General features: G+C 59.7%; 20 protein-coding genes. 15 read left to right on the top strand and 5 right to left on the bottom strand.

The features are described 5' to 3' along the window. Positions 1–113 precede the first annotated feature (113 nt). Positions 114–770 (top strand): OmpA family protein, encoded by a 657-nt coding sequence (locus KDW95_RS13525; RefSeq protein WP_255852345.1) that lies wholly within the window; start codon positions 114–116, stop codon positions 768–770. A gap of 548 nt (positions 771–1,318) precedes the next feature. Here KDW95_RS13525 and KDW95_RS13520 read toward each other — a convergent pair. Further along, complete coding sequence (locus tag KDW95_RS13520; RefSeq protein WP_255852344.1) at positions 1,319–1,519, bottom strand: hypothetical protein; 201 nt, start codon at positions 1,517–1,519, stop codon at positions 1,319–1,321. Between the two features lie 266 nt (positions 1,520–1,785). After that, a complete protein-coding gene (locus tag KDW95_RS13515) occupies positions 1,786–2,982 on the bottom strand; it encodes a flagellar assembly protein T N-terminal domain-containing protein (RefSeq protein WP_255852343.1) in 1,197 nt (398 codons plus the stop codon). Between the two features lie 168 nt (positions 2,983–3,150). Between KDW95_RS13515 and KDW95_RS13510 the strand changes: the two genes are divergently transcribed. Together KDW95_RS13510 and KDW95_RS13505 are read left to right on the top strand one after the other, a co-directional pair. Then, complete coding sequence (locus tag KDW95_RS13510) at positions 3,151–3,855, top strand: FlgO family outer membrane protein (RefSeq protein ID WP_255852342.1); 705 nt, start codon at positions 3,151–3,153, stop codon at positions 3,853–3,855. Positions 3,856–3,857: 2 nt separating this feature from the next. Next, complete coding sequence (locus tag KDW95_RS13505) at positions 3,858–4,319, top strand: LPP20 family lipoprotein (protein ID WP_255852341.1); 462 nt, start codon at positions 3,858–3,860, stop codon at positions 4,317–4,319. 24 nt (positions 4,320–4,343) lie between these two features. Here the strand turns inward: KDW95_RS13505 and KDW95_RS13500 are convergent, their stop codons facing one another. From KDW95_RS13500 to map, 3 genes are all read right to left on the bottom strand, one after another. Further along, a complete protein-coding gene (locus tag KDW95_RS13500) occupies positions 4,344–4,640 on the bottom strand; it encodes a DUF1244 domain-containing protein (protein ID WP_255852340.1) in 297 nt (98 codons plus the stop codon). Positions 4,641–4,758: 118 nt separating this feature from the next. Continuing rightward, the gene (locus KDW95_RS13495) at positions 4,759–7,449 is read right to left on the bottom strand and encodes a [protein-PII] uridylyltransferase (RefSeq protein ID WP_255852339.1); all 2,691 of its coding nucleotides are present in this window, start codon (positions 7,447–7,449) and stop codon (positions 4,759–4,761) included. Between the two features lie 21 nt (positions 7,450–7,470). After that, entirely contained in the window at positions 7,471–8,241 is a 771-nt protein-coding gene (gene map / locus KDW95_RS13490) for a type I methionyl aminopeptidase (protein WP_255852338.1), read from the bottom strand. 268 nt (positions 8,242–8,509) lie between these two features. Between map and rpsB the strand changes: the two genes are divergently transcribed. From rpsB to lpxA, 12 genes are all read left to right on the top strand, one after another. After that, positions 8,510–9,241 carry a 30S ribosomal protein S2 gene (rpsB, locus tag KDW95_RS13485; protein WP_255852337.1) on the top strand — a complete coding sequence of 244 codons (732 nt, stop codon included), beginning with the start codon at positions 8,510–8,512 and terminating at the stop codon, positions 9,239–9,241. Positions 9,242–9,355: 114 nt separating this feature from the next. Further along, entirely contained in the window at positions 9,356–10,216 is an 861-nt protein-coding gene (gene tsf / locus KDW95_RS13480; RefSeq protein ID WP_255852336.1) for a translation elongation factor Ts, read from the top strand. Positions 10,217–10,304: 88 nt separating this feature from the next. Continuing rightward, a complete protein-coding gene (pyrH, locus tag KDW95_RS13475; protein WP_255852335.1) occupies positions 10,305–11,063 on the top strand; it encodes a UMP kinase in 759 nt (252 codons plus the stop codon). Then, entirely contained in the window at positions 11,053–11,610 is a 558-nt protein-coding gene (gene frr, locus KDW95_RS13470; protein WP_255852334.1) for a ribosome recycling factor, read from the top strand. Before pyrH ends, frr begins: the two co-directional genes overlap by 11 nt. A gap of 51 nt (positions 11,611–11,661) precedes the next feature. Then, positions 11,662–12,426 (top strand): polyprenyl diphosphate synthase, encoded by a 765-nt coding sequence (uppS, locus tag KDW95_RS13465; RefSeq protein WP_255852333.1) that lies wholly within the window; start codon positions 11,662–11,664, stop codon positions 12,424–12,426. Next, entirely contained in the window at positions 12,419–13,225 is an 807-nt protein-coding gene (locus tag KDW95_RS13460; protein WP_255852332.1) for a phosphatidate cytidylyltransferase, read from the top strand. The genes uppS and KDW95_RS13460 overlap by 8 nt, the downstream gene beginning before the upstream one ends. Before the next feature lie 18 nt (positions 13,226–13,243). After that, positions 13,244–14,596, top strand: coding sequence for an RIP metalloprotease RseP (gene rseP, locus KDW95_RS13455; protein ID WP_255852331.1), 1,353 nt, complete (start codon positions 13,244–13,246; stop codon positions 14,594–14,596). Positions 14,597–14,642: 46 nt separating this feature from the next. Continuing rightward, the gene (bamA, locus tag KDW95_RS13450; protein WP_255852330.1) at positions 14,643–16,964 is read left to right on the top strand and encodes an outer membrane protein assembly factor BamA; all 2,322 of its coding nucleotides are present in this window, start codon (positions 14,643–14,645) and stop codon (positions 16,962–16,964) included. Between the two features lie 9 nt (positions 16,965–16,973). After that, positions 16,974–17,471 (top strand): OmpH family outer membrane protein, encoded by a 498-nt coding sequence (locus KDW95_RS13445; protein WP_255852329.1) that lies wholly within the window; start codon positions 16,974–16,976, stop codon positions 17,469–17,471. Positions 17,472–17,477: 6 nt separating this feature from the next. Further along, positions 17,478–18,530, top strand: a complete 1,053-nt coding sequence (gene lpxD / locus KDW95_RS13440) for a UDP-3-O-(3-hydroxymyristoyl)glucosamine N-acyltransferase (protein WP_255852328.1) — start codon at positions 17,478–17,480, stop codon at positions 18,528–18,530. After that, entirely contained in the window at positions 18,527–18,967 is a 441-nt protein-coding gene (gene fabZ / locus KDW95_RS13435; RefSeq protein WP_255852327.1) for a 3-hydroxyacyl-ACP dehydratase FabZ, read from the top strand. Before lpxD ends, fabZ begins: the two co-directional genes overlap by 4 nt. 4 nt (positions 18,968–18,971) lie before the next feature. Beyond that, positions 18,972–19,742, top strand: coding sequence for an acyl-ACP--UDP-N-acetylglucosamine O-acyltransferase (gene lpxA / locus KDW95_RS13430; RefSeq protein WP_255852326.1), 771 nt, complete (start codon positions 18,972–18,974; stop codon positions 19,740–19,742). Positions 19,743–19,746 lie beyond the last annotated feature (4 nt).

The raw sequence follows: 19,746 nt of genomic DNA, 5'->3' as shown, positions 1-19,746 counted from the left end.
GTACGATAATCATGCGTTGCCGAGGGGCTTCAGTACCTGTTAATACAGCACGTTTAGAATGGATCCTGAGCCGCCCGCATACCGGGCGCAACAGCTGGAGTTGAACTGTCGATATGAAAAAAGTAATTACAGCAACGATGTTGGTAAGCGTGTTGGCGGGCTGTACGACGCTTGACCCCTATTCGCGGGAAGAAAAAACCGCCAATGCAACCAAGGGCGCCGGTATCGGGGCCGTCAGTGGTGCCTTGCTTGGTGCCGCCGTATCCAGTGGCAAGGATCGCGGCAAGGGCGCGCTGATTGGCGCCCTGGTTGGTGGTGCTGTGGGTGGTGGTGTTGGTGCCTACATGGACAAGCAGGAAATGGAACTGCGCCAGCAGCTGGATGGTACCGGCGTGGGTGTGGAGCGCGTGGGAGATGATATCCGTCTGATCATGCCAGGCAACATTACCTTCCAGACCGGCAGTGCCCAGCTGGATACGGGCTTCTATGCCGTGCTGGATGACGTGGCCCTGGTGCTCAACAAGTTCAAGGACAGTGCTGTCGGCGTTAACGGTTATACCGACAGTACGGGCTCCTTTGAATTCAACCAGAGCCTGTCCGAGCAGCGCGCATCCAGTGTGGCGAGCTACCTGGTGGGGCGCGGTGTCTCCCAGTTGCGCCTGACGACCCAGGGTTACGGTCCGCGTTACCCGGTGGCGGACAACGGTACGGCCGCTGGACGTGCGCAAAACCGCCGCGTGGAAGTGTACATTCGCGGCACCGCGAGCTGATTAAGCCTGCCGGTCTGTCGATAAGCGCTGTAGGTTTGTACGCCTGCTAGCTAAAAAGGCCCGATCAAATGATCGGGCCTTTTTTGTACAGGGACGTACTTATCCTGCGGGCGCATGGATGCGCAGGAGCAGGGTTTGTACAGGGACGTACTTATCCTGCGGGCGCATGGATGCGCAGGAGCAGGGTTTGTACAGGGACGTACTTATCCTGCGGGCGCATGGGCCGCTTTTTGCTCCTGCAAAAGCGGCATTTCTGCCATCCATGGCGGTCATGCGCAGGAGCAGGGTTTGTACAGGGACGTACTGCACCGATTTTCGCTCCTGCAAGAATCGGTATTCCCGCCATCCATGGCGGTCATCCTGCGGGCGCATGGGCCGCTTTTTGCTCCTGCAAAAGCGGCCTTCCTGCCATCCATGGCCGTCATGCGCAGGAGCAGGGCTTGTACAGGGGCGTACTGCACCGATTTTCGCTCCTGCAAGAAGCGGTATTCTCGCCATCCATGGCCGTTATGCGCAGGAGCAGGGTTTGTACAGGGGCGAGTGCCGTATCAGGCGGCGGACTGCTCGGCCTGGGTGGACTCGAAACGGGCCAGCAGGGACTGCAGGCGGCGGGTCGATTCGGACTTCTCGGCTTCCAGCGTATCCTTGGCATCGCGCAGTTCGGTGACTTCCATGCGCAGAAGTTCGACTTCTTCCAGCATTTCTTCGATTTTGCGTTCCAGCAAGGCGAACATTTCTGTCTGTTGCATCTTGATTACAATCCTGATCCGGGGGTGGGTAAAGCGGCCTGGGGCCTGTCTGGGGATGCTAGCCGTAGCGAGAGCCGGCTGGTTTATGTTGGCTTTTGCGATGTTCTAGAGCGAATAGTGGTTCTATTTAACGCTAAACAGCACGAAAGCCAGCCAAAGTCCGGTGGTTCGCAGTAGGTTAGGTATTGTCAAACAGCCCCCTAGTATAGGGAAAAAAACTGGCCGGGCCTATTGTCGTTATTCAGCGATTTGCTCGATGCAGCCGCTTACTGGCTGCTGACAAAATCGCCACGCTGAATGTTGAATACTTCACTGCTGTTGCCCAGGGTACCGCTGGCGGACAGCGCCTGTACATCATCAACCACCAGTGTCTGGCTGCTGTTGTCCAGGCTGTTGTCGCGCAGCCGGTCAAGGCGCAGCAGGCTTAGGCGGTCGCCCCGGGCAATGCCGGTGCTGCTGCCGGCATCGAACCAGATGCGGCTGTTTTCTACCCGCGTGATGGGGGCGCGAAACGGCAGGCAGGCCAGTTCTTCACTGAGTTCGCGGCCTGCCCTTTCAAGCAGTTCCCGGGTCTTGCGGCCGTAGTCCTGCTGCCAGAATGCAGCGGTGGCAAAGCCGGTGTCCTGTTCCATTGGCAGGTTCCACAGGCCCTGTGTCTGGTACTGGTGGCTGAACAGCAGGGCGCCGGACAATGCATCGTGCACAAACAGATCGACAGCAAAGTGCCGCAGGTAGCGCTCATCCTGGTGCTGGGCGCGGTTGATCCAGTGCTTCACAACGTTTTGTTCCTGGTGTACGGCGGGGTTTTGCATGGACAGGTCCCTGACGACGCCGGACACCAGGTACTGGGGTCCCAATTGTCCAGCGTGGGGCTGCAGGGTTTGCAGGCGGCCGTCGTCGAGTTGGCGCGTCGGCGCGGTGAGCGGGTTGTCGATCAGGCGAGTGTGGCCGGCGTTGAGTGCATCCAGGCGCGGGTGCAGGTTCAGTTTCGCTGCCAGTTCAAGTGCCAGGGCCTGTTCGATATTGTCGAGCTGGCCGAGGCTGGCATCCTGCGGACGCTGCAGTACAAAGGCGGTGACTGCCAGGCGGTTGCGATACTGGTGATGGCTGCCGTTGCTGCAGCCCTGGGCGATATCCACATCCGCGCTGATGCGCACCAGCAGCCAGTTGCCCTGGCGCCTTTCCTCCAGCAGCTGCACGTTGCGCACCTGCCCCAGGGAGGCCATATGCAGGTTGTCGACTTCCAGGATGCCGTCGTTCATCCGCTGGTTAACGCTGATGTAGGCAGCAGCCTGCAACGCGGCCTGCTCGGTTGCATCCTGGATGGCGGCGCGGCGCGCCGAGGCGAGGTCGGTGCCGGTGATCAGGGCACGCCCTTCGGCCTGCAGGGTCTCGGCCTGGGCCAGGGTGCCCAGGGAGACCAGCAGTGCCAGGCCTGTAATGCGTAACAGAAGACTAAACATGTGCGGTCTCGGGCCGATACTCTTGGGGCAAAGGTATGCAATTTGAGAGAGCCTTGCAAATAAGCTGCTGTCACCGGTTGGCCCTGGGGTGTCGGTTCGGTGGGCTCGGGGGTTAACCCGGGCGGGCAATGTGCTAGATTGGCTGCGAATTATTGACGGATGACGAGAATGAAACGACTGGCTGGGGCGCTGTTGCTGCTAATGACAGGCTGTGCCGTGCAGGAGCGTCCGCCCGTCGCCGTGCAGGTGGAGTCCTTCGGCGAAGGTGCCGTGGCGCAGCTGCGCAACCTGGGTGAGGACGGTGTGGGTCTTGCGGCGCAGGACAGTGCTGCCCTGAGCCTGGTGACGTCATCCGCGCTGACCGATCCGATGAGCGAAGCGGTGCAGCGCATGGTGCGCCAGCTGTCGGTCGGCCTGCGCGAGCATCGCGTCAAGCGCCTGCCAATGGCGGTGCTGCCTTTCGTTGAGCTGGGCAGTGACAGTGCAGAAACCGCCACTGACCGGCTGGGCGAGCGTGTGGCGGAAAACTTCATTTACCAGATGCAGCAGGGGCAGTATAACCTGATTGATTACCGTGCCCTCAGCCTGACCACCACCGAAAAGGCACCGTTGTCGCGGCACAACCTGTCCATGCTGTTCAGCCGCAACCGCATCTATTTCGTACTGACCGGCACCTATGCCCGCTACCCCGATGGCATTGTGCTGAATGCGCGGGTGCTGGATACCACGACGCGCCAGGTACTGGCCAGCGGTCAGACGCACGTGCCGGATGCGCGCCTGGAAGGGGCGTTGCCGGGGTTTGATGCGCTGCAGGCGCTGGAAGCCGGCATGATTATCGAGAACGGCCGCGGCCCGGCAGGAATGGAGCTATGAGCATGAGCATGTGGAGCAGGGCGGGTTTGCTGGGTGTCGGGCTATTGCTGCTGGCCGGTTGCAGTCCGCTACAGCACGGCTGGCAGGCGGCGTCGGCACAGATGACCGGGCAGCCGCAGGAGGTCGCCCCCCGTGCGCCTGAGCTGGTGACGGCGACCGGCTATGCGCCCATCAGTCTGCAGCCCGGGCAAACCGACCAGCACCGGGTGCTGCTGGCCATGCGGGCATCCAAGCTGCGTGCCTATCAGGAGCTGGCGGCGGTGGTGCATGGGCAGTACCTGTACGGCACGACCCAGGTGAACGACATGGTCATGGAGAATGACCGCTTTCGGGCAGCCGTCGCCGGGATTGTGCGCGGAGCCCGGGTGGTTAAAACCTACCCGGTGCAGGATGATACCTATGCAACGATCCTGGAGCTTGATCTGAGTCAGGTGCAGCGCGCCTGGGTGGTGTCGGAGCACTAAAGACGCATTGGCACTCAGTCAGGATCAGTCTTTCGGGGCTGACTGCTTGAACTGGGCCAGCTGTTCGGCGCTGGCTTCTCCCTGATATTTTTCTTTCCAGTCGGCGTAGGGCTCGCCATATACCAGCTCGCGCGCCTGTTCGTACTCGACGCTTTCTCCTCGCTCGTCCGCTGCGGCGACATACCACTTGGACAGGCAGTTACGGCAGAAACCGGCCAGATTCATCAGGTCGATGTTCTGTACGTCCTTGCGCTGATCCAGGTGTTCCAGCAGGCGGCGAAAAACGGCGGCTTCAATTTCTGTGCGGGTTTGCTGATTCATGGTCTTTCCTGTGCTGAGGGCCGGTGCCTGTTGTTCCGGCCTGTGTCGGTATGGGGCCCGCGCCGGCATTAGTGTCCGGCGTGAGCGGTTGCATCCAGTCTGCCAGCCTTCGGCTGGATCAGTGCTCCTGCTGGACCTGTTCGTCCAGCTGGCGGCAGATGGTGTCCTGCAGGCGGTGGCACAGTTCCGGGTCGCTGATCGGCTGCTCGTTGGCATCGGTGATGAAGAAGTAATCCTCCACGCGCTCGCCGATGCTGGCAATCTTGGCCTTGCGTACCGAGATGCCAAACTCCACAAAGATGCTGCCGATGCGGGCCAGCAGGCCCGGGCGGTCGGGGCTGCTGACCTCCAGTACGGTTTGCTGCATCACCGGATCATTGCTGATCGTTACCCGGGTGGGCGTGGCGAACAGCTTGAGTGCCCGGGGTACGCGGCGCTGGATGATGTCGGGGAAGTCGTCCGGATCGTCCAGTTCCTCCACCAGGGTGTGCTTGATGTTGGCCAGGTAGTCGGGGTTTTCCGATAGTGGCAGGTTGTCTTCGGTCAGCACGGAGTAGGTGTTGAGGGTGCGGCCGTCGTCGGTGAGGATGATGCGCGCATCCTGGATGCTCAGGTGCAACTGGTCCAGTGCGGCCACAGTGGCGGGGAACAGGTTGGGCAGATCTTCGCTGTAAATGAAGATTTCCGTGGCGCCCTCATAGACCCGGTAGGAGGTTTTTTTCACCAGTACCAGCGGCAGCTTGTCCCGGCCGTGCTCGAGGATGGCTTCGGTATGCCAGGCGACATTGTTGGCGTCTTCGCGCAGGAAGTAGTCGTTGCCGATATTGCTCCACAGCTCCCGCACGTCGGCTTCGTGGATGCCCTTGCGTCGCAGGGCGGCGAGGGCGTCGGTCTGCAGTTCCTCGATGCGGTGTTCAATGTTGACCGGGTTTTCCAGTCCGCGGCGCAGCGCGCGCTTGGTTTCGGTGTAGAGCTGGCGCAGCAGGGTCGCGCGCCAGCTGTTCCAGAGGCTGTGATTGGTGGCGTTGATGTCCGCCACGGTGAGTACATAGAGGTAGTCCAGGTGGACGCCGTCGCCGCAGTGCTTGGCAAAGCGGTGGATCACTTCCGGGTCCGAAATATCGCGCCGCTGGGCGGTCATGGACATCAGTAGATGGTTGCGTACAAGCCAGGCCACCAGGTGTGAATCCCATTTGCCCAGGTGGTGGTTGTGGCAGAAGTTCAGCACATCCTCGGCGCCAAGCTCCGAGTGGTCGCCGCCGCGGCCCTTGGCGATGTCGTGGTAGAGGCCGGCGATGTACAGCAGCTCGATTTTGGGTAGCTGGTTGACGATGCGGTGGGCGATGGGAAACTGCTCGCGGTAGTCGTTGTGACGCAGCTGGCGCATCTTCTGAATGACTTTGAGCGTATGGGCGTCCACGGTGTAGATGTGGAACAGGTCGTGCTGCATCTGGCCGACGATCTCGCCAAACTCCGGCAGGTAGCGCCCGAGGATGCCGTAGCGGTTCATGCGCTTGAGCTCGGTGGAGACGCCATCGGGTGAGCGCAGCAGCTCCATGAACAGCGAGGTATTGCGGATATCGGCGCGGAAGTCGTGGTCGATCAGGTGGCGGTGGTCGCGCACCTGCTTGATGGTGGAGGCTCGCACGCCCTTGATGGAGGGGTTGTGGGCCAGCAGCACGAACAGTTCCATCAGGGCGAAGGGGTGGCGGCTGAAGGTGGTCGGGCTGCGTGCCTCTATATAGTCGTTGTGGATGCGAAAACGCTTGTTCAGTGGCTGGATTCGCTGCTCGTCATCGGCCTTGAGGATGGCTTCGTCGAAGTACTGCAGCAGCATGTCGTTGAATTCCGACATGGCCTTGGCGATGCGGTAGTACTTGCTCATGAACTGCTCGACCGCCAGGGCGCCTGGCTGGTCCTTGTAGCCAAAATACTCGGCCAGGGTGCGCTGGTGGTCGAACAGCAACCGGTCTTCACGCCGTTTGCAGTGCATGTGCAGCGCGTAGCGCACGGTCCAGAGGTAAAGCTCACCCTTGTTGAGGATGTCGAGCTCGGACTCGGTCAGGAAGCCGTGGTCCACCAGGTTGCGAATATAGGTGGCGCCAAAATGGCGTTTGGCGACCCAGCCGATGGTCTGCAGGTCGCGCAGGCCGCCGGGGGATGTCTTGAGGTTGGGCTCAAGGTTGTATTCGGTGTTGTTGGTGCGCTCGTGGCGATCACGCTGCTCGCTGAGCTTGGCCAGAAAGAACTCGCGATCGGTCCAGGCGCCTTCCGAGGTGACACGCTCGTAGGTGTCTAGTTGCAGCTGGGGGTTTCCTACCAGGGTGCGTGACTCGATCAGGTTGGTGGCGATGGTGATGTCGTTGCGGGCCTCTTCATAGCATTCGTCCACGCTGCGCACACTGGAACCGATATCCAGCGACATGTCCCACAGCAGGGTCAGGAAGCCGCTGATGCTGTCACCGGCTGATTCGGCCGCGATGCCGTTGAGCAGGATCAGGATGTCGACATCCGAGTTGGGATGCAGCTCGCCACGGCCGTAGCCGCCCACCGCTACCAGGGCAATATGCTGGTCATCCGGCCACTCGAACAGATTCCAGGCGGCGCACAGCACCTGGTCGATGAGCCAGGCGCGGCCATAAATCAGCTTGCGAATATCCTCCCCGTCCCGAAATCGCTGGTGCATGCGCTCCTGGGCGTCCCGGATCGTCTTCTTGAAGACCGGTACTGCCGACCGGGCTTCGCCCAGTGCGCGGTGAAAGGCTGCAACATCCAGCAATGGGGTGTCGTCAGGGGCGGGGGTCGACATGGGCGGCCTCTAGCAGAATGATCAGAGCGATTCTTCGGTGCGCAGGGTCAGGACTTCATGGCCATCGGCGGTGACGAGGATCATGTGTTCCCACTGGGCGGACAGGCGGCGGTCAACGGTCTCGACGGTCCAGCCGTCTTTCTTGGACAGTTTGACGTGGCGCTTGCCGGCGTTGATCATCGGTTCAATGGTGAAGATCATGCCTTCGCGCAGTTCCACGCCGGTGCCCGGGCGGCCGTAGTGCAGCACCTGGGGATCTTCGTGGAACTCAAGGCCGATGCCGTGGCCGCAGTACTCCCGCACCACCGAGTAGTGGTTCGCTTCGGCGTGCTGCTGAATGACGTGGCCGATATCGCCCAGGTGGGCGCCGGGTTTGACCAGGGCGATGGCCTTGTACATGCACTCCTGGGTGATCTCGGCCAGGCGCTCGACATGGGGTGCGACCTTGCCGACGGGGAACATCTTGCTGGTGTCGCCGTGGTAGCCATCCTTGATGACGGTAATGTCGATGTTGATGCTGTCGCCGTTTTTCAGGGCCTTGTCATTGGGGATGCCGTGACAGACCACCTGGTTGACGGAGGTGCAGATCGATTTGGGGAAACCGTGGTAGTTGAGCGGTGCCGGAATGGCCTTCTGCTCATTGACGATATAGTCGTGACAGATCTGGTTCAGTTCGTTGGTGGTGACGCCGGGCTTTACGAACGGCTCGATCATCTCCAGCACTTCAGCGGCAAGGCGGCCGGCGATGCGCATTTTCTCGATGTCTTCGGGTGTCTTGATGCTGATAGTCATGGCGTCTCGTCGTGATTCTTCATTCATGTGCTGCCGGTGATGCTGCGTCCGGCCAAGTATTGGGATTGTAGCGAAATATGCTCCCCGAGCGAAAGCCGCGCTTCAAAAACCACCTCCGCTATGGTATAAATCCGCCTCCCTAAAAGCACCCTAGCTTTCGGGGTATATCGCCACACACGTATCGTCACAGTCTCCAGGGTGCCGCTCGCGGTTGGATACTGGGATACGTGGAGGTTTAACCCTTTAAAAAATCAGGAAGTTTTATCAGATGGCAAAAGTCACTATGCGTGACCTGCTCAAGGCAGGCGTTCACTTTGGTCACCAGTCTCGCTACTGGAACCCGAAAATGTCCAAGTTCATTTTCGGCGCACGCAACAAGATTCATATCATTAACCTCGAGCACACCCTGCCCGCCCTGAACGGCGCTCTGGATGTGGTCAAGGGTATGGCTACCAACAAGAACAAGATCCTGTTCGTTGGTACCAAGCGTGCAGCTAGCAAGATCGTCCAGGAAGAAGCCAGCCGTGCAGGCATGCCGTATGTCAACCATCGCTGGTTGGGTGGCATGCTGACCAACTACAAGACTATTCGTCAGTCCATCCGTCGTCTGCGCGACCTGGAAGCCCAGGCCGGTGATGGCACCTTCGCCAAGCTGACCAAGAAAGAAGCCCTGATGCGTCAGCGCGAAATGGAAAAGCTTGAGCGCTCCATTGGTGGTATCAAGGAAATGGGCGGCCTGCCGGACGCACTGTTCGTGATCGACGTGGATCACGAGCGCATTGCTGTTAACGAAGCCAACAAGCTGGGCATCCCGGTTATCGGCATCGTCGACACCAACAGCAACCCGGACGGCATTGATTATGTCATCCCGGGTAACGATGACGCTCTGCGTGCCATTCAGATCTACGCCAAGGCTGCGGCTGATGCCTGCGTCGAAGGTGCTGAACAGGGCGGTGCTAAAAACGAATTCGTTGAAGTAGAAGAGTCGGCTGGCGAGTAATCGGCCTGTCGAGCAGACTGAATAGTCTCTTCGTACTTGCATAAGGGGGGCTCTGCTCCCCTTTTTTGAATTTGAATCAATGCGTTAATACGTGAATAGATGGGGAAAAACGACATGGCTAACTTCTCTGCTGCGCTGGTTAAGGAACTGCGCGAGCGTACCGGCCTGGGCATGATGGAGTGCAAAAAAGCACTGGCTGAAGCGAACGGCGACATTGAGCTGGCGATCGAAGATCTGCGCAAAGCGTCCGGTATGAAGGCTGCCAAGAAAGCAAGCCGTACAGCTGCTGATGGTGTTGTTGCCGTTAAAGTGGCCGACGACAACAGCTACGCGGTTGCAATCGAAGTTAACTCTGAAACTGACTTCGCTGCGCGCGATGCCGGTTTCCTGGCGTTCGTCGACAAGGTTCTGGAACAGGCTTTCGCCACCAAGCAGACCGACGTTGCCGCGCTGATGACCGGTGAGCTGGATGCCGCCCGTGAAGCCCTGGTACAGAAAATCGGCGAGAACATCTCTGTTCGTCGTGCGATCCTGGTTGAAGGCAACACTGTTGGTTTCTACGTTCACAGCACCAACAAGCTGGCGGCCCTGGTTGCCCTGAGCGGTGGCGAAGCTGAACTGGCCAAAGACATTGCCATGCACGTCACTGCCGTCAACCCGCAGGTTGTCAGCAAGGATGACATGCCGGCTGAAACCGTTGCCAAAGAGAAGGAAATCATCCTGGCGCAGCCAGACATGGCCAGCAAGCCGGCTGAAATCGCCGAAAAAATGGTGGTGGGCCGTATCGCCAAGTTCCTGGCCGAAAACAGCCTGGTCGAGCAGGCGTTCGTCAAGAATCCTGAGCAGAAAGTCGGCGACCTGGTTAAGCAGGCGGGCTGTGAAGTCCTGTCTTTCGTCCGCGTTGAAGTGGGCGAAGGCATCGAGGTCGAAAAGACTGACTTCGCTGCAGAAGTGGCTGCTCAGCTTAAGGGCTGATCACGCTTTGTGATACAGATTGCGCCTTGCTGGCGCAATCTTCCTCCTTGCTACACTGACCTGATCTCGTTTGAGCGGAGACTTCTAGATGCCTGCCAGTGACAGACACTCCAGATATAAACGTATTCTCCTCAAGTTGAGCGGCGAAGCCCTGATGGGCGACGATAACTTCGGTATTGACCCCAAGGTGCTGAACCGCATGGCGCTTGAAATCGGCCAGCTGGTCGGTATCGGTGTGCAGGTCGGCATGGTTATTGGCGGGGGCAATCTGTTCCGTGGTGCGGCGCTGAGTGCGGCCGGCATGGACAGGGTCACCGGCGACCATATGGGCATGCTGGCCACCGTGATGAACGCGCTGGCAATGCGTGACGCGCTGGAACGCAGTAATATCGGTACCCGCGTCATGTCCGCGATTCCCATGAGTGGCGTTGTCGATCATTATGATCGCCGTAATGCCATGCGTTATCTGAATCAGGGCGATGTCGTGATCTTTGCTGCCGGTACCGGCAACCCCTTCTTTACCACCGACTCTGCCGCCTGTTTGCGGGGTATCGAGGTGGAAGCGGATGTCGTGCTCAAGGCAACCAAGGTGGATGGCGTCTATACCGCGGACCCCATGAAGGACCCGAAGGCAAAGCGTTATGTGCATCTCAATTATGACGAAGCGATCGAGAAGCAGCTTGGCGTAATGGACCTCACGGCCATTTGCCTGACGCGCGACCATCAGATGCCGGTGCGGGTGTTCAATATGAACAAGCCCGGTGCGCTGGTTAACCTGGTTGTGGGTGGGGATGAAGGCACGCTGATAGACGGCGCTGAAGGAGTAGGAGAAAAATATGCTGAATGAAATCGTTCAAGACGCGCAGGTGCGCATGACCAAGAGCACAGAAGCCCTGGTCGAGCACTTCAAGCGCATTCGTACCGGTCGCGCGCATCCGAGCATTCTGGATTCGCTGACCATCAGTTATTACGGCAGTGACGTACCCGTATCCCAGGTTGCCAACATCAGTGTCGAGGACTCTCGTACCCTGGCGATCAACCCCTGGGAGAAGCAGATGGTAAGCGTGATCGAAAAAGCGATCATGAAATCCGATCTGGGGCTGAACCCGTCCACCAATGGTGACACCATTCGTCTGCCGATGCCGGCGCTGACCGAAGAAACCCGCAAGGGCTATATTCGCCAGGCACGCCAGGAAGCGGAGAATGGCCGCGTGGCGATCCGCAACGTGCGCCGCGATGCCAACGGCACGATCAAGGATCTGCTCAAGGACAAGGACATCACCGAAGATGAAGGTCGTCGTGCCGAAGACCAGGTGCAAAAGCTCACGGACAAGTTCGTGGCTGAAGTCGACAAGTTGCTCGAGCAGAAAGAATCAGACTTGATGGAAATTTGATGACCGCCGGATGCCCGGTGCCTCGGTGTCGGGTGCTCCGCGTATTGTCTTATGTCGGTGAATAACATTTCCAAGCATACTTTGGGCACGGAGTTGCCACGTCATATTGCCGTCATCATGGATGGCAATAACCGTTGGGCCAAAGCCCGCCGTCTTCCAGGCCTTGCCGGGCATCGCGCGGGCGTCGAGAGCGTCCGTCAGGTGATCGAGGGCTGTATCGAGCAGGGAGTTGGTTGCCTGACGCTCTTTGCCTTCAGCAGCGAAAACTGGAAACGCCCGGCTCTTGAGGTCAAGGGGCTGATGGAGCTGTTCGCGCGTGCGCTGGAGCGTGAGGCGCGCAAACTCGAGAAAAACGGTATTCGTTTGCGCATTATCGGCGACCGCAGCCGCTTCAGTGCTTCCCTGCGCGCCAAGATGGAGGAAGTCGAGGCGCTCACGGCGGGTAACGACACCCTCAATCTGAACATCGCAGCCAATTACGGTGGCCGCTGGGATGTGGCTCAGGCCGCTGCCGCGATTGCCCGCGACTGTGTGGCCGGTACGCTGGACCCGGATGCCGTGGACGAGGCTGTGTTTGATCGCTACAGCTGCCTGGCCGATCAGCCCAAGCCTGATCTCTGTATCCGTACGGCCGGAGAACAGCGCATCAGTAATTTTCTTATCTGGCAACTGGCTTATACCGAACTCTACTTCGCGGATTGTTTCTGGCCGGATTTCGGCAAGGACGAGTTAAACGCGGCCATTACGGACTATTGCGGCCGCCAGCGCCGCTTTGGCAAGACCAGCGAGCAGATAGAGGCGGAACGCGGTGCTTAAACAGCGACTACTTACGGCACTGGTTCTGGCGCCGGTTACCCTGGCAGGTGTTTTTTTGCTGCCATTGGCGGGCTTCGAGCTTTTTGTGGCGGTGGCCATGGTGCTGGGAGCCTGGGAATGGAGCCAGCTGGCGGGCTTTGAACGGCTGTCCGCGCGGCTGTGGTTCAGTGCCGGTCTTGGGGCGCTGCTCGGACTCTGTATTGTTGTGAAGTTCTGGGTGCCGGTGCAGGCGCTGATGCTGCTCAGTGTGCTGTTCTGGCTGCTGGCGCTCTACTGGGTGGTGAGGTATCCGCGCGTGGGCTTCTGGCGTACCCGGGGCAGTCGATTGGGTATCGGCTACTTGGTGCTGGTCAGTAGCTGGTTTGCGCTGGTGGAGCTCAAGCGGCTCGATCAGGGTGGCGTGCTGATATTGTTGCTGCTGTTGCTGGTGTGGGCGTCGGATATCGGTGCCTATATCAGCGGCAAGACCTGGGGGCGCAACAAGCTGGCGCCCCATGTCAGCCCCGGCAAGACGCGCGAGGGCTTGTGGGGCGGTCTGTTCTGCTGTCTGCTGGTTGGTGCGGTTTATGGTGTGAGTCGTGAACTCCCGCTGGTGCAGCTGGTCTACCTCGTCGTGCTGTCCCTCTGTACGGGGCTGGCGTCCGTGCTGGGTGACCTGTTCGAGAGCCTGCTCAAGCGGCATCAGGGCATCAAGGACAGCGGTTGCATGTTGCCAGGGCATGGCGGCGTGCTGGATCGAATTGACAGTCTCACGGCGGCAGCTCCGGTGTTTGTGCTGGGGCTGTGGCTGATTGCCTGACTTGGGCCTGGAGTTTAGATGAGTATTCTGCACACCCTGCTCGCCACCCTGGTTACCCTGGGCCTGCTGGTCACCATCCATGAATGGGGCCATTTCTGGGTCGCCAGGCGCTGTGGCGTCAAGGTGCTGCGTTTTTCCGTGGGGTTCGGCAAGCCGCTGTGGTCGCGGCGCGACCGCCAGGGTACCGAGTTCGTCGTGGCGGCGATTCCGCTGGGCGGCTATGTGCGCATGCTGGATGAGCGTGAAGAGGCGGTGCCCGAAGCGCTGCGCGCCCAGGCGTTCAACAACAAGCCGCTGTGGGCCCGCAGTGCCATAGTGGCGGCGGGGCCTGTGGTCAACCTGCTGTTTGCCGTGCTGGCGTACTGGTTCATGTATGTCAGTGGTGTCAATACGGTGGCGCCGGTGATCGGTCAGGTGCTGCCGGGGACACCGGCCTACGAGGCGGGGGTGGAGCCTGGCGGCGAAGTGGTGGGGCTTGATGCCCACAGCCTGCAGTCCTGGGAAGAGCTTAACCTGCGCCTGGCGTCACACATCGGCGAGAGCCGCACGCTGCAGCTGCGCGTGCGCTATACGGATGGCGCATCGCCGGTGACCTATCCGCTGCGGCTGGATGCCTGGCAGGTGGATGTGGAGCGTGAGAGCCCGTTGCGGGCGATCGGGCTGCGGCCCTACCAGCCGCCGGTGCCGGCGGTTATCGGCCAGTTGCTGCCGGACGGGCAGGCCGCCGCCGCCGGTCTGCAGACCGGGGATCGGGTGCTGAGCATCGATGGTGTTGCCATTGCAGACTGGATGGCTCTGGTTGAGCGGGTGCGTGCCAGTGCGGATACTTCGCTGCAGCTGGTGGTGGATCGCAATGGAAGCCGGATTGCTATTGAGCTCAGGCCGCAGTTGCGTGAAAGCGAGGACGGCCCGATCGGCTATATCGGTGCCGGTGTGCAACCGGTCAACTGGCCGAGCGAGCTGGAACGAACCCTGCGTTACGGGCCGGTTGAGGCGCTGGGTGTGGCGGTCTCCAAGACCGGCCAGATGATCGGGCTTACCCTCGAATCCATCTGGAAAATGCTCGAGGGTGTGATCTCGGTAAAAAACTTGAGCGGCCCGATCACCATTGCTAAAGTGGCTGGGGCTTCGGCGGCGTCCGGACTCGAGTCCTTTGTCAGTTTTCTGGCATATCTGAGTATTAGTCTTGGGGTGCTGAATCTGCTCCCGATCCCGATGCTGGATGGCGGGCACCTGTTTTACTACGGGCTTGAGGCATTGCGCGGCAAACCCGTGAGTGAGCGGGTGCAGATGTTCGGGCTCAGAATTGGCATGGCCTTATTGTTTACCCTGATGGCAGTTGCAATCGTTAATGACCTGATGCGGCTGTAGAAATGGCATGGTTGCCTGATTTTTTCCACGGAATAAGAAGTAGTTCATGAAACTCAGACTGGGGCTTCTTTTCTCCCTGATATGCTGGGGGAGTCTGGCGCACGCCGCCATCACACCTTTTACCGTAACCGATATCCGTCTGGAGGGGCTGCAGCGGATCGAGCCCGGGAACGTGTTTCGAAACTTCCCGATTGCCACCGGAGACCTGGTTTCGCAATACGACCTGACTCGGGCCTCGCGACAGCTGTTCGGCTCCGGGTACTTTGACGACGTCGAATTGCTGCGTGATGGTGATGTCCTGGTACTGCGCCTGAAAGAACGGCCGTCGGTGAGCCTGATCCGTCTTGAAGGCAACAAGGTACTCAAGGAAAAGGATCTGCTCGATGGTCTGAAGCAGAGTGGTTTGCAGGAAGGGGAAGTCTTCAAACGTGCTGCGCTGGACCGCATTCAGCTGGATCTGCAGCGGCTTTATGTGGCACAGGGGCGCTACGGTGCGGCCGTGTCGGCTGACGTCGAAACGCTGCCGGGGAACCGGGTGGCACTGAATATCGATATTCGCGAAGGCGAAGTCGCCACCATTCAGCACATCAATGTGGTCGGTAACAGCGTCTTTGACGATGAAACTCTGGGGCAGCTGTTTGAGCTGAAACTGCCAAGCTTCTGGAGCTTTATCACCGATGATGACCGCTACTCGCGGGAGAAACTCGCCGGGGATATTGAGCGCCTGCGTTCCTGGTACCTGGACCGCGGCTATATCAACTTTGCCGTTGATTCTACCCAGGTCAGCATCTCGCCGGACAAGAAAAACGTCTACATCACGGTTAACGTGACCGAAGGCGAGCAGTACCGGGTACGGGACGTTGACCTGGCCGGTACCCTGGCCGTGCCGCGCGAAGAGCTGGAAACCGAACTGCAAATCGAGGCCGAGCAGGTGTTCTCGCGCCAGCGCATGACCGAGTCCCAGGAGCGACTGGTGCGCAAGCTGGGCGACAACGGTTACATGTTTGCCAATGTCAGCCCCGTGCCGACGTTGCACGAAGAGGACAACACTGTATCCCTGCGCTACTTTGTCGAACCGGGGCAGCGTACCTATGTGCGTCGCATCCTGATCAAGGGCAATACGACGACTGCCGATGAGGTTGTGCGCCAGCAGCTGACGCAAATGGAAGCGGGCCTTGCCTCCGCTGACAAGATCGAAGGCTCCAAGGAGCGCCTGTCCCGCACCGGTTACTTCAAGTCGGTAGACGTGCAGACGCGCCCGGTGCCCGGCACCAACGACCAGGTGGATGTGGAATACACGGTCACGGAACAGCCGTCGGGCCAGTTCACCGCAGCGGTGGGTTTCTCCCAGAACGACGGCATTATTCTGCAGCTGGGCGTGCAGCAGGATAACTTCTTTGGCAGCGGCAAGAAGGTGGGCTTTAACCTGTCCAACAGCTCGACCCTGACCGAATACAGCTTCAACTATACCGATCCGTTCTACACAGTGGATGGCGTTAGCCGTGGCTTTGACGTCTTCTACCGCGAGCGCGATTTTGATGAAGATGATGTCAGTAGCTACACCACGGATGAGTATGGTGCCGGTGTCAACTTCGGCTACCCGATCGACGATTTTCAGCGTCTGAGCTTCGGGGCTGGTTTTGAGTCCATCACCATCAATACCTTTGACTCCACCGCCGATGAAATCATTAACTTTATCGACGAGGAGGGGGACGATACCTACCTGAACTGGCTGCTGAAGGCGTCCTGGACCGACAACCATCTGAACCGGGGCCTTTTCCCGACCAGTGGCTATTCCCAGAGCCTGTCGCTCGAAGCCGCCGTGCCGGGCAGTGATCTGAGCTACATGAAGGGGCTCTACCGCGCCGAGTATTTCAAGCCGCTGAACAGTGTCGAGAGCTGGGTGCTGGGTGCTGGTGGCCGTATCGGCTACGCCGACAGCCTGGGTGGCAATGCCTATCCGTTCTTCAAGAACTACTACGCCGGTGGCCTGAAAACCGTGCGCGGCTACAAGAACAACTCCCTGGGTCCGCGTGATTCCAGTGACGATGCAGACCCCTTCGGTGGCAACGTGCTGGTGGTGGGCTCGCTGGAGCTGATCTTCCCGACGCCCTTTATCAGTGATCAGACGGGCTGGCGTACCCTGGCGTTTATGGATGCCGGCAACGTCTATACGACGGAATGCCTGGCGGGCGCCGTCAACTGCAGCGAAGGCGTTGATTTTGGCGACATCCGCTACTCGGTGGGTGTGGGTCTTAGCTGGCTGACACCCGTGGGGCCGCTGTCCATCGCGCTGGCGGTACCGCTGAACGATCAGTCTGAAGACGATACTGAATTCTTCCAGTTTGCCCTGGGGCAGACCTTTTAAGGATCTATGATGAACGTAATTCGTGGCATGCTGCTGGTTCTGGTTGCGGTGTTTTCACTGCAGGCCGCGGCTGAATCCATTGCTGTACTGAGTGTCGAAGAAGCGCTGCTGAAATCCAGTGCCGCGGCCAGTTTCCGGGAAGAGCTCAAGCGCGAGCTGGCCTCCGAGGAAAAACAGGTCGTCGAGATGGAAAAGCAGGCCAAGGGACTGCAGGACAAGCTGCGCAAGAACCAGGGACTGCAGTCGAGCGAAGATGCCAAGCAGCTCGCCCTGCAGTTTCAAAAGGCCTACGGTCAGTATCAGAAAATGGGGCAGGAGCTGCAGCAAAAACGGGCCGAGCGTGAGCGCGCTTTTCTGACGGAAATGCGCCCCAAGCTGGACCAGGTCATTCGGGAACTGATCAAGCAAAAAGGATTTGACGTGGTGCTGGCCAAGCAGGCGACGGTGTTTATCCGTAGCGAGCTGGATATCACTCCCCTGGTTATCGAACAGCTGAACAAGCTGTAGGGCCCTATGGCGGCTACTCCCACTATCAGACTGCAGGACATCGCCGACCGGGTCGGCGGCAAGGTGCACGGGGATCCGCAAGGCCGGGTCCACGGCCTTGCGACGTTGCAATCAGCTGGCCCAGGCCAGCTTTCGTTTTTTGCCAACGGCCGTTATTTGCCCCAGTTGCGTTCCACTAACGCTGCGGCCGTACTGGTGCGCACGGAGCACCTGGATTCAGTGCCCCAGGCGGCAATCGAGGTGGATGACCCCTACCTGGCCTATGCCCGCGTTAGCCAGCTATTTGATTGGCGCCAGCCGTCCCGCCCCGGCGTTCACCCCAGTGCCGTTGTTGCCGATACCGTGCAGCTGGACCCCACGGCCGAAGTCTCTGCCCTGGCTGTGATTGGCGCCGGCAGCCAGATTGGCGCCGGGGCATTTGTCGGTCCCCATGCGGTTATCGGTGCCGACTGCCAGGTGGGTGAAAACAGCCGCGTCGAGGCCGGTGTGGTGCTGTATGATAACGTCTCTCTGGGAGCCCGCTGTATCGTGCATTCCGGTGCGGTACTCGGCGCCGATGGCTTTGGTTTTGCGCCCGACTCGGGCAACTGGGTGAAGATTTGCCAGCTCGGCGGTGTCCGGGTCGGGAATGATGTCGAGATTGGTGCAGGCACCACGATTGACCGGGGTGCGCTGGATGACACCTGCATCGGCGACGGTGTGAAACTGGATAACCAGGTTCAGATCGCACACAACGTGCAGATAGGCGCGGGCACGGCGATCGCCGGCTGTACCGCTGTAGCCGGAAGCACTAAAATCGGCGAGCGCTGTACCATCGCGGGACTGTCGGGTATTACCGGCCACCTGACGATTGCTGCGGGGACTCACATCACCGCCATGTCCCTGGTGAGCAAGTCGATTTCCCAGCCTGGCGCCTATTCGTCAGGCACGGGACTGCAGCCGCACGGGAGCTGGAAGCGCAACGTGGTGCGTTTCAAGCAGCTGGATGAGCTCTCCCGGCGTGTTGCAAAACTGGAACAGACAATCGAGCTTAATTCTATTGAAGGTCATAAAGAATGATGATGGACGTTAAGGAAATCCGGGAGTATCTGCCTCACCGATACCCTTTTCTGCTGGTAGACAGGGTACTTGAGCTGGAAGTGGGTGAGTTCATCGTCGCAATCAAGAACGTTACAGTGAACGAGCCGTTTTTTAACGGCCATTTTCCCGACCATCCGGTTATGCCGGGTGTGCTGATCGTCGAGGCAATGGCGCAGGCCGCGGGCATCCTTGGCTTCAAAACCATGGATAAAAAGCCCCAGGACGGCTCCATCTACTACTTTGTAGGTGCGGACGACCTGCGTTTCAAGCGCCCGGTGGTTCCCGGAGACCAGCTGCGCCTGGAAGCTCGCAAGGTATCCGAGCGCCGTGGTATCTGGAAGTTTGCCGTGCGCGCCTCCGTCGACGGCGATACCGTCAGCTCCGCAACCATTCTGTGTGCAGATAGAAAGGTGTAACCCCTTGATCGACTCCCGCGCCATAGTTGATGCCAGTGCCAAGATAGCGTCCGACGTGGAGGTCGGCCCCTGGAGTATCATCGGACCCGATGTGGAAATCGGGGAAGGCACGGTGATTGGCCCCCATGTGGTGATCCGGGGTCCGTCCCGTATCGGGCGCCACAACCGCATCTTCCAGTTTTCCTCCATCGGCGAGGAGTGCCAGGACAAGAAGTACGCCGGTGAGCCGACGCGCCTTGAAGTGGGGGACTACAACGTCTTTCGCGAAGGCGTGACGGTGCACCGGGGTACGGTGCAGGACCAGAGCCTGACCCGTATCGGCAGCCATAACCTGTTTATGGCCAATACCCATGTGGCCCATGACTGCATGGTGGGTGACCATGTCATCCTGGCCAACAACGCGGCCCTGGCAGGTCATGTGCACGTCGGTGACCATGCCATCCTGGGCGGTTTCACCGCCGTGCACCAGTTCTGCCGTATCGGCGCCCATGTGATGTGCGGCGCCGGCAGCGTGGTGCTCAAGGATATACCGGCCTACGTCATGGCCACCGGCAACACGGCCACACCCCACGGTATCAACACCGAAGGGCTGCGTCGTCGGGGCTACTCCCCCGAAGCCCTGCGCACCCTGCGCCAGGCCTACAAGGTGGTATTCCGCCAGCGCCTGACGCTGGAGCAGGCGCTTGAGCAGCTCGGACAGATGCGTGATGGCTGCCCGGAGCTGCAACTGTTGATCGATTCGCTGCAGGCTTCGACCCGCGGCATCATTCGGTAGCGCC

This window comes from Marinobacterium rhizophilum (assembly GCF_024397915.1).
Lineage (GTDB): Bacteria > Pseudomonadota > Gammaproteobacteria > Pseudomonadales > Balneatricaceae > Marinobacterium_A > Marinobacterium_A rhizophilum_A.
The sequence above is the reverse complement of the archived record's forward strand: the minus strand, read 5'-3'. Positions and strand labels throughout refer to the sequence as shown.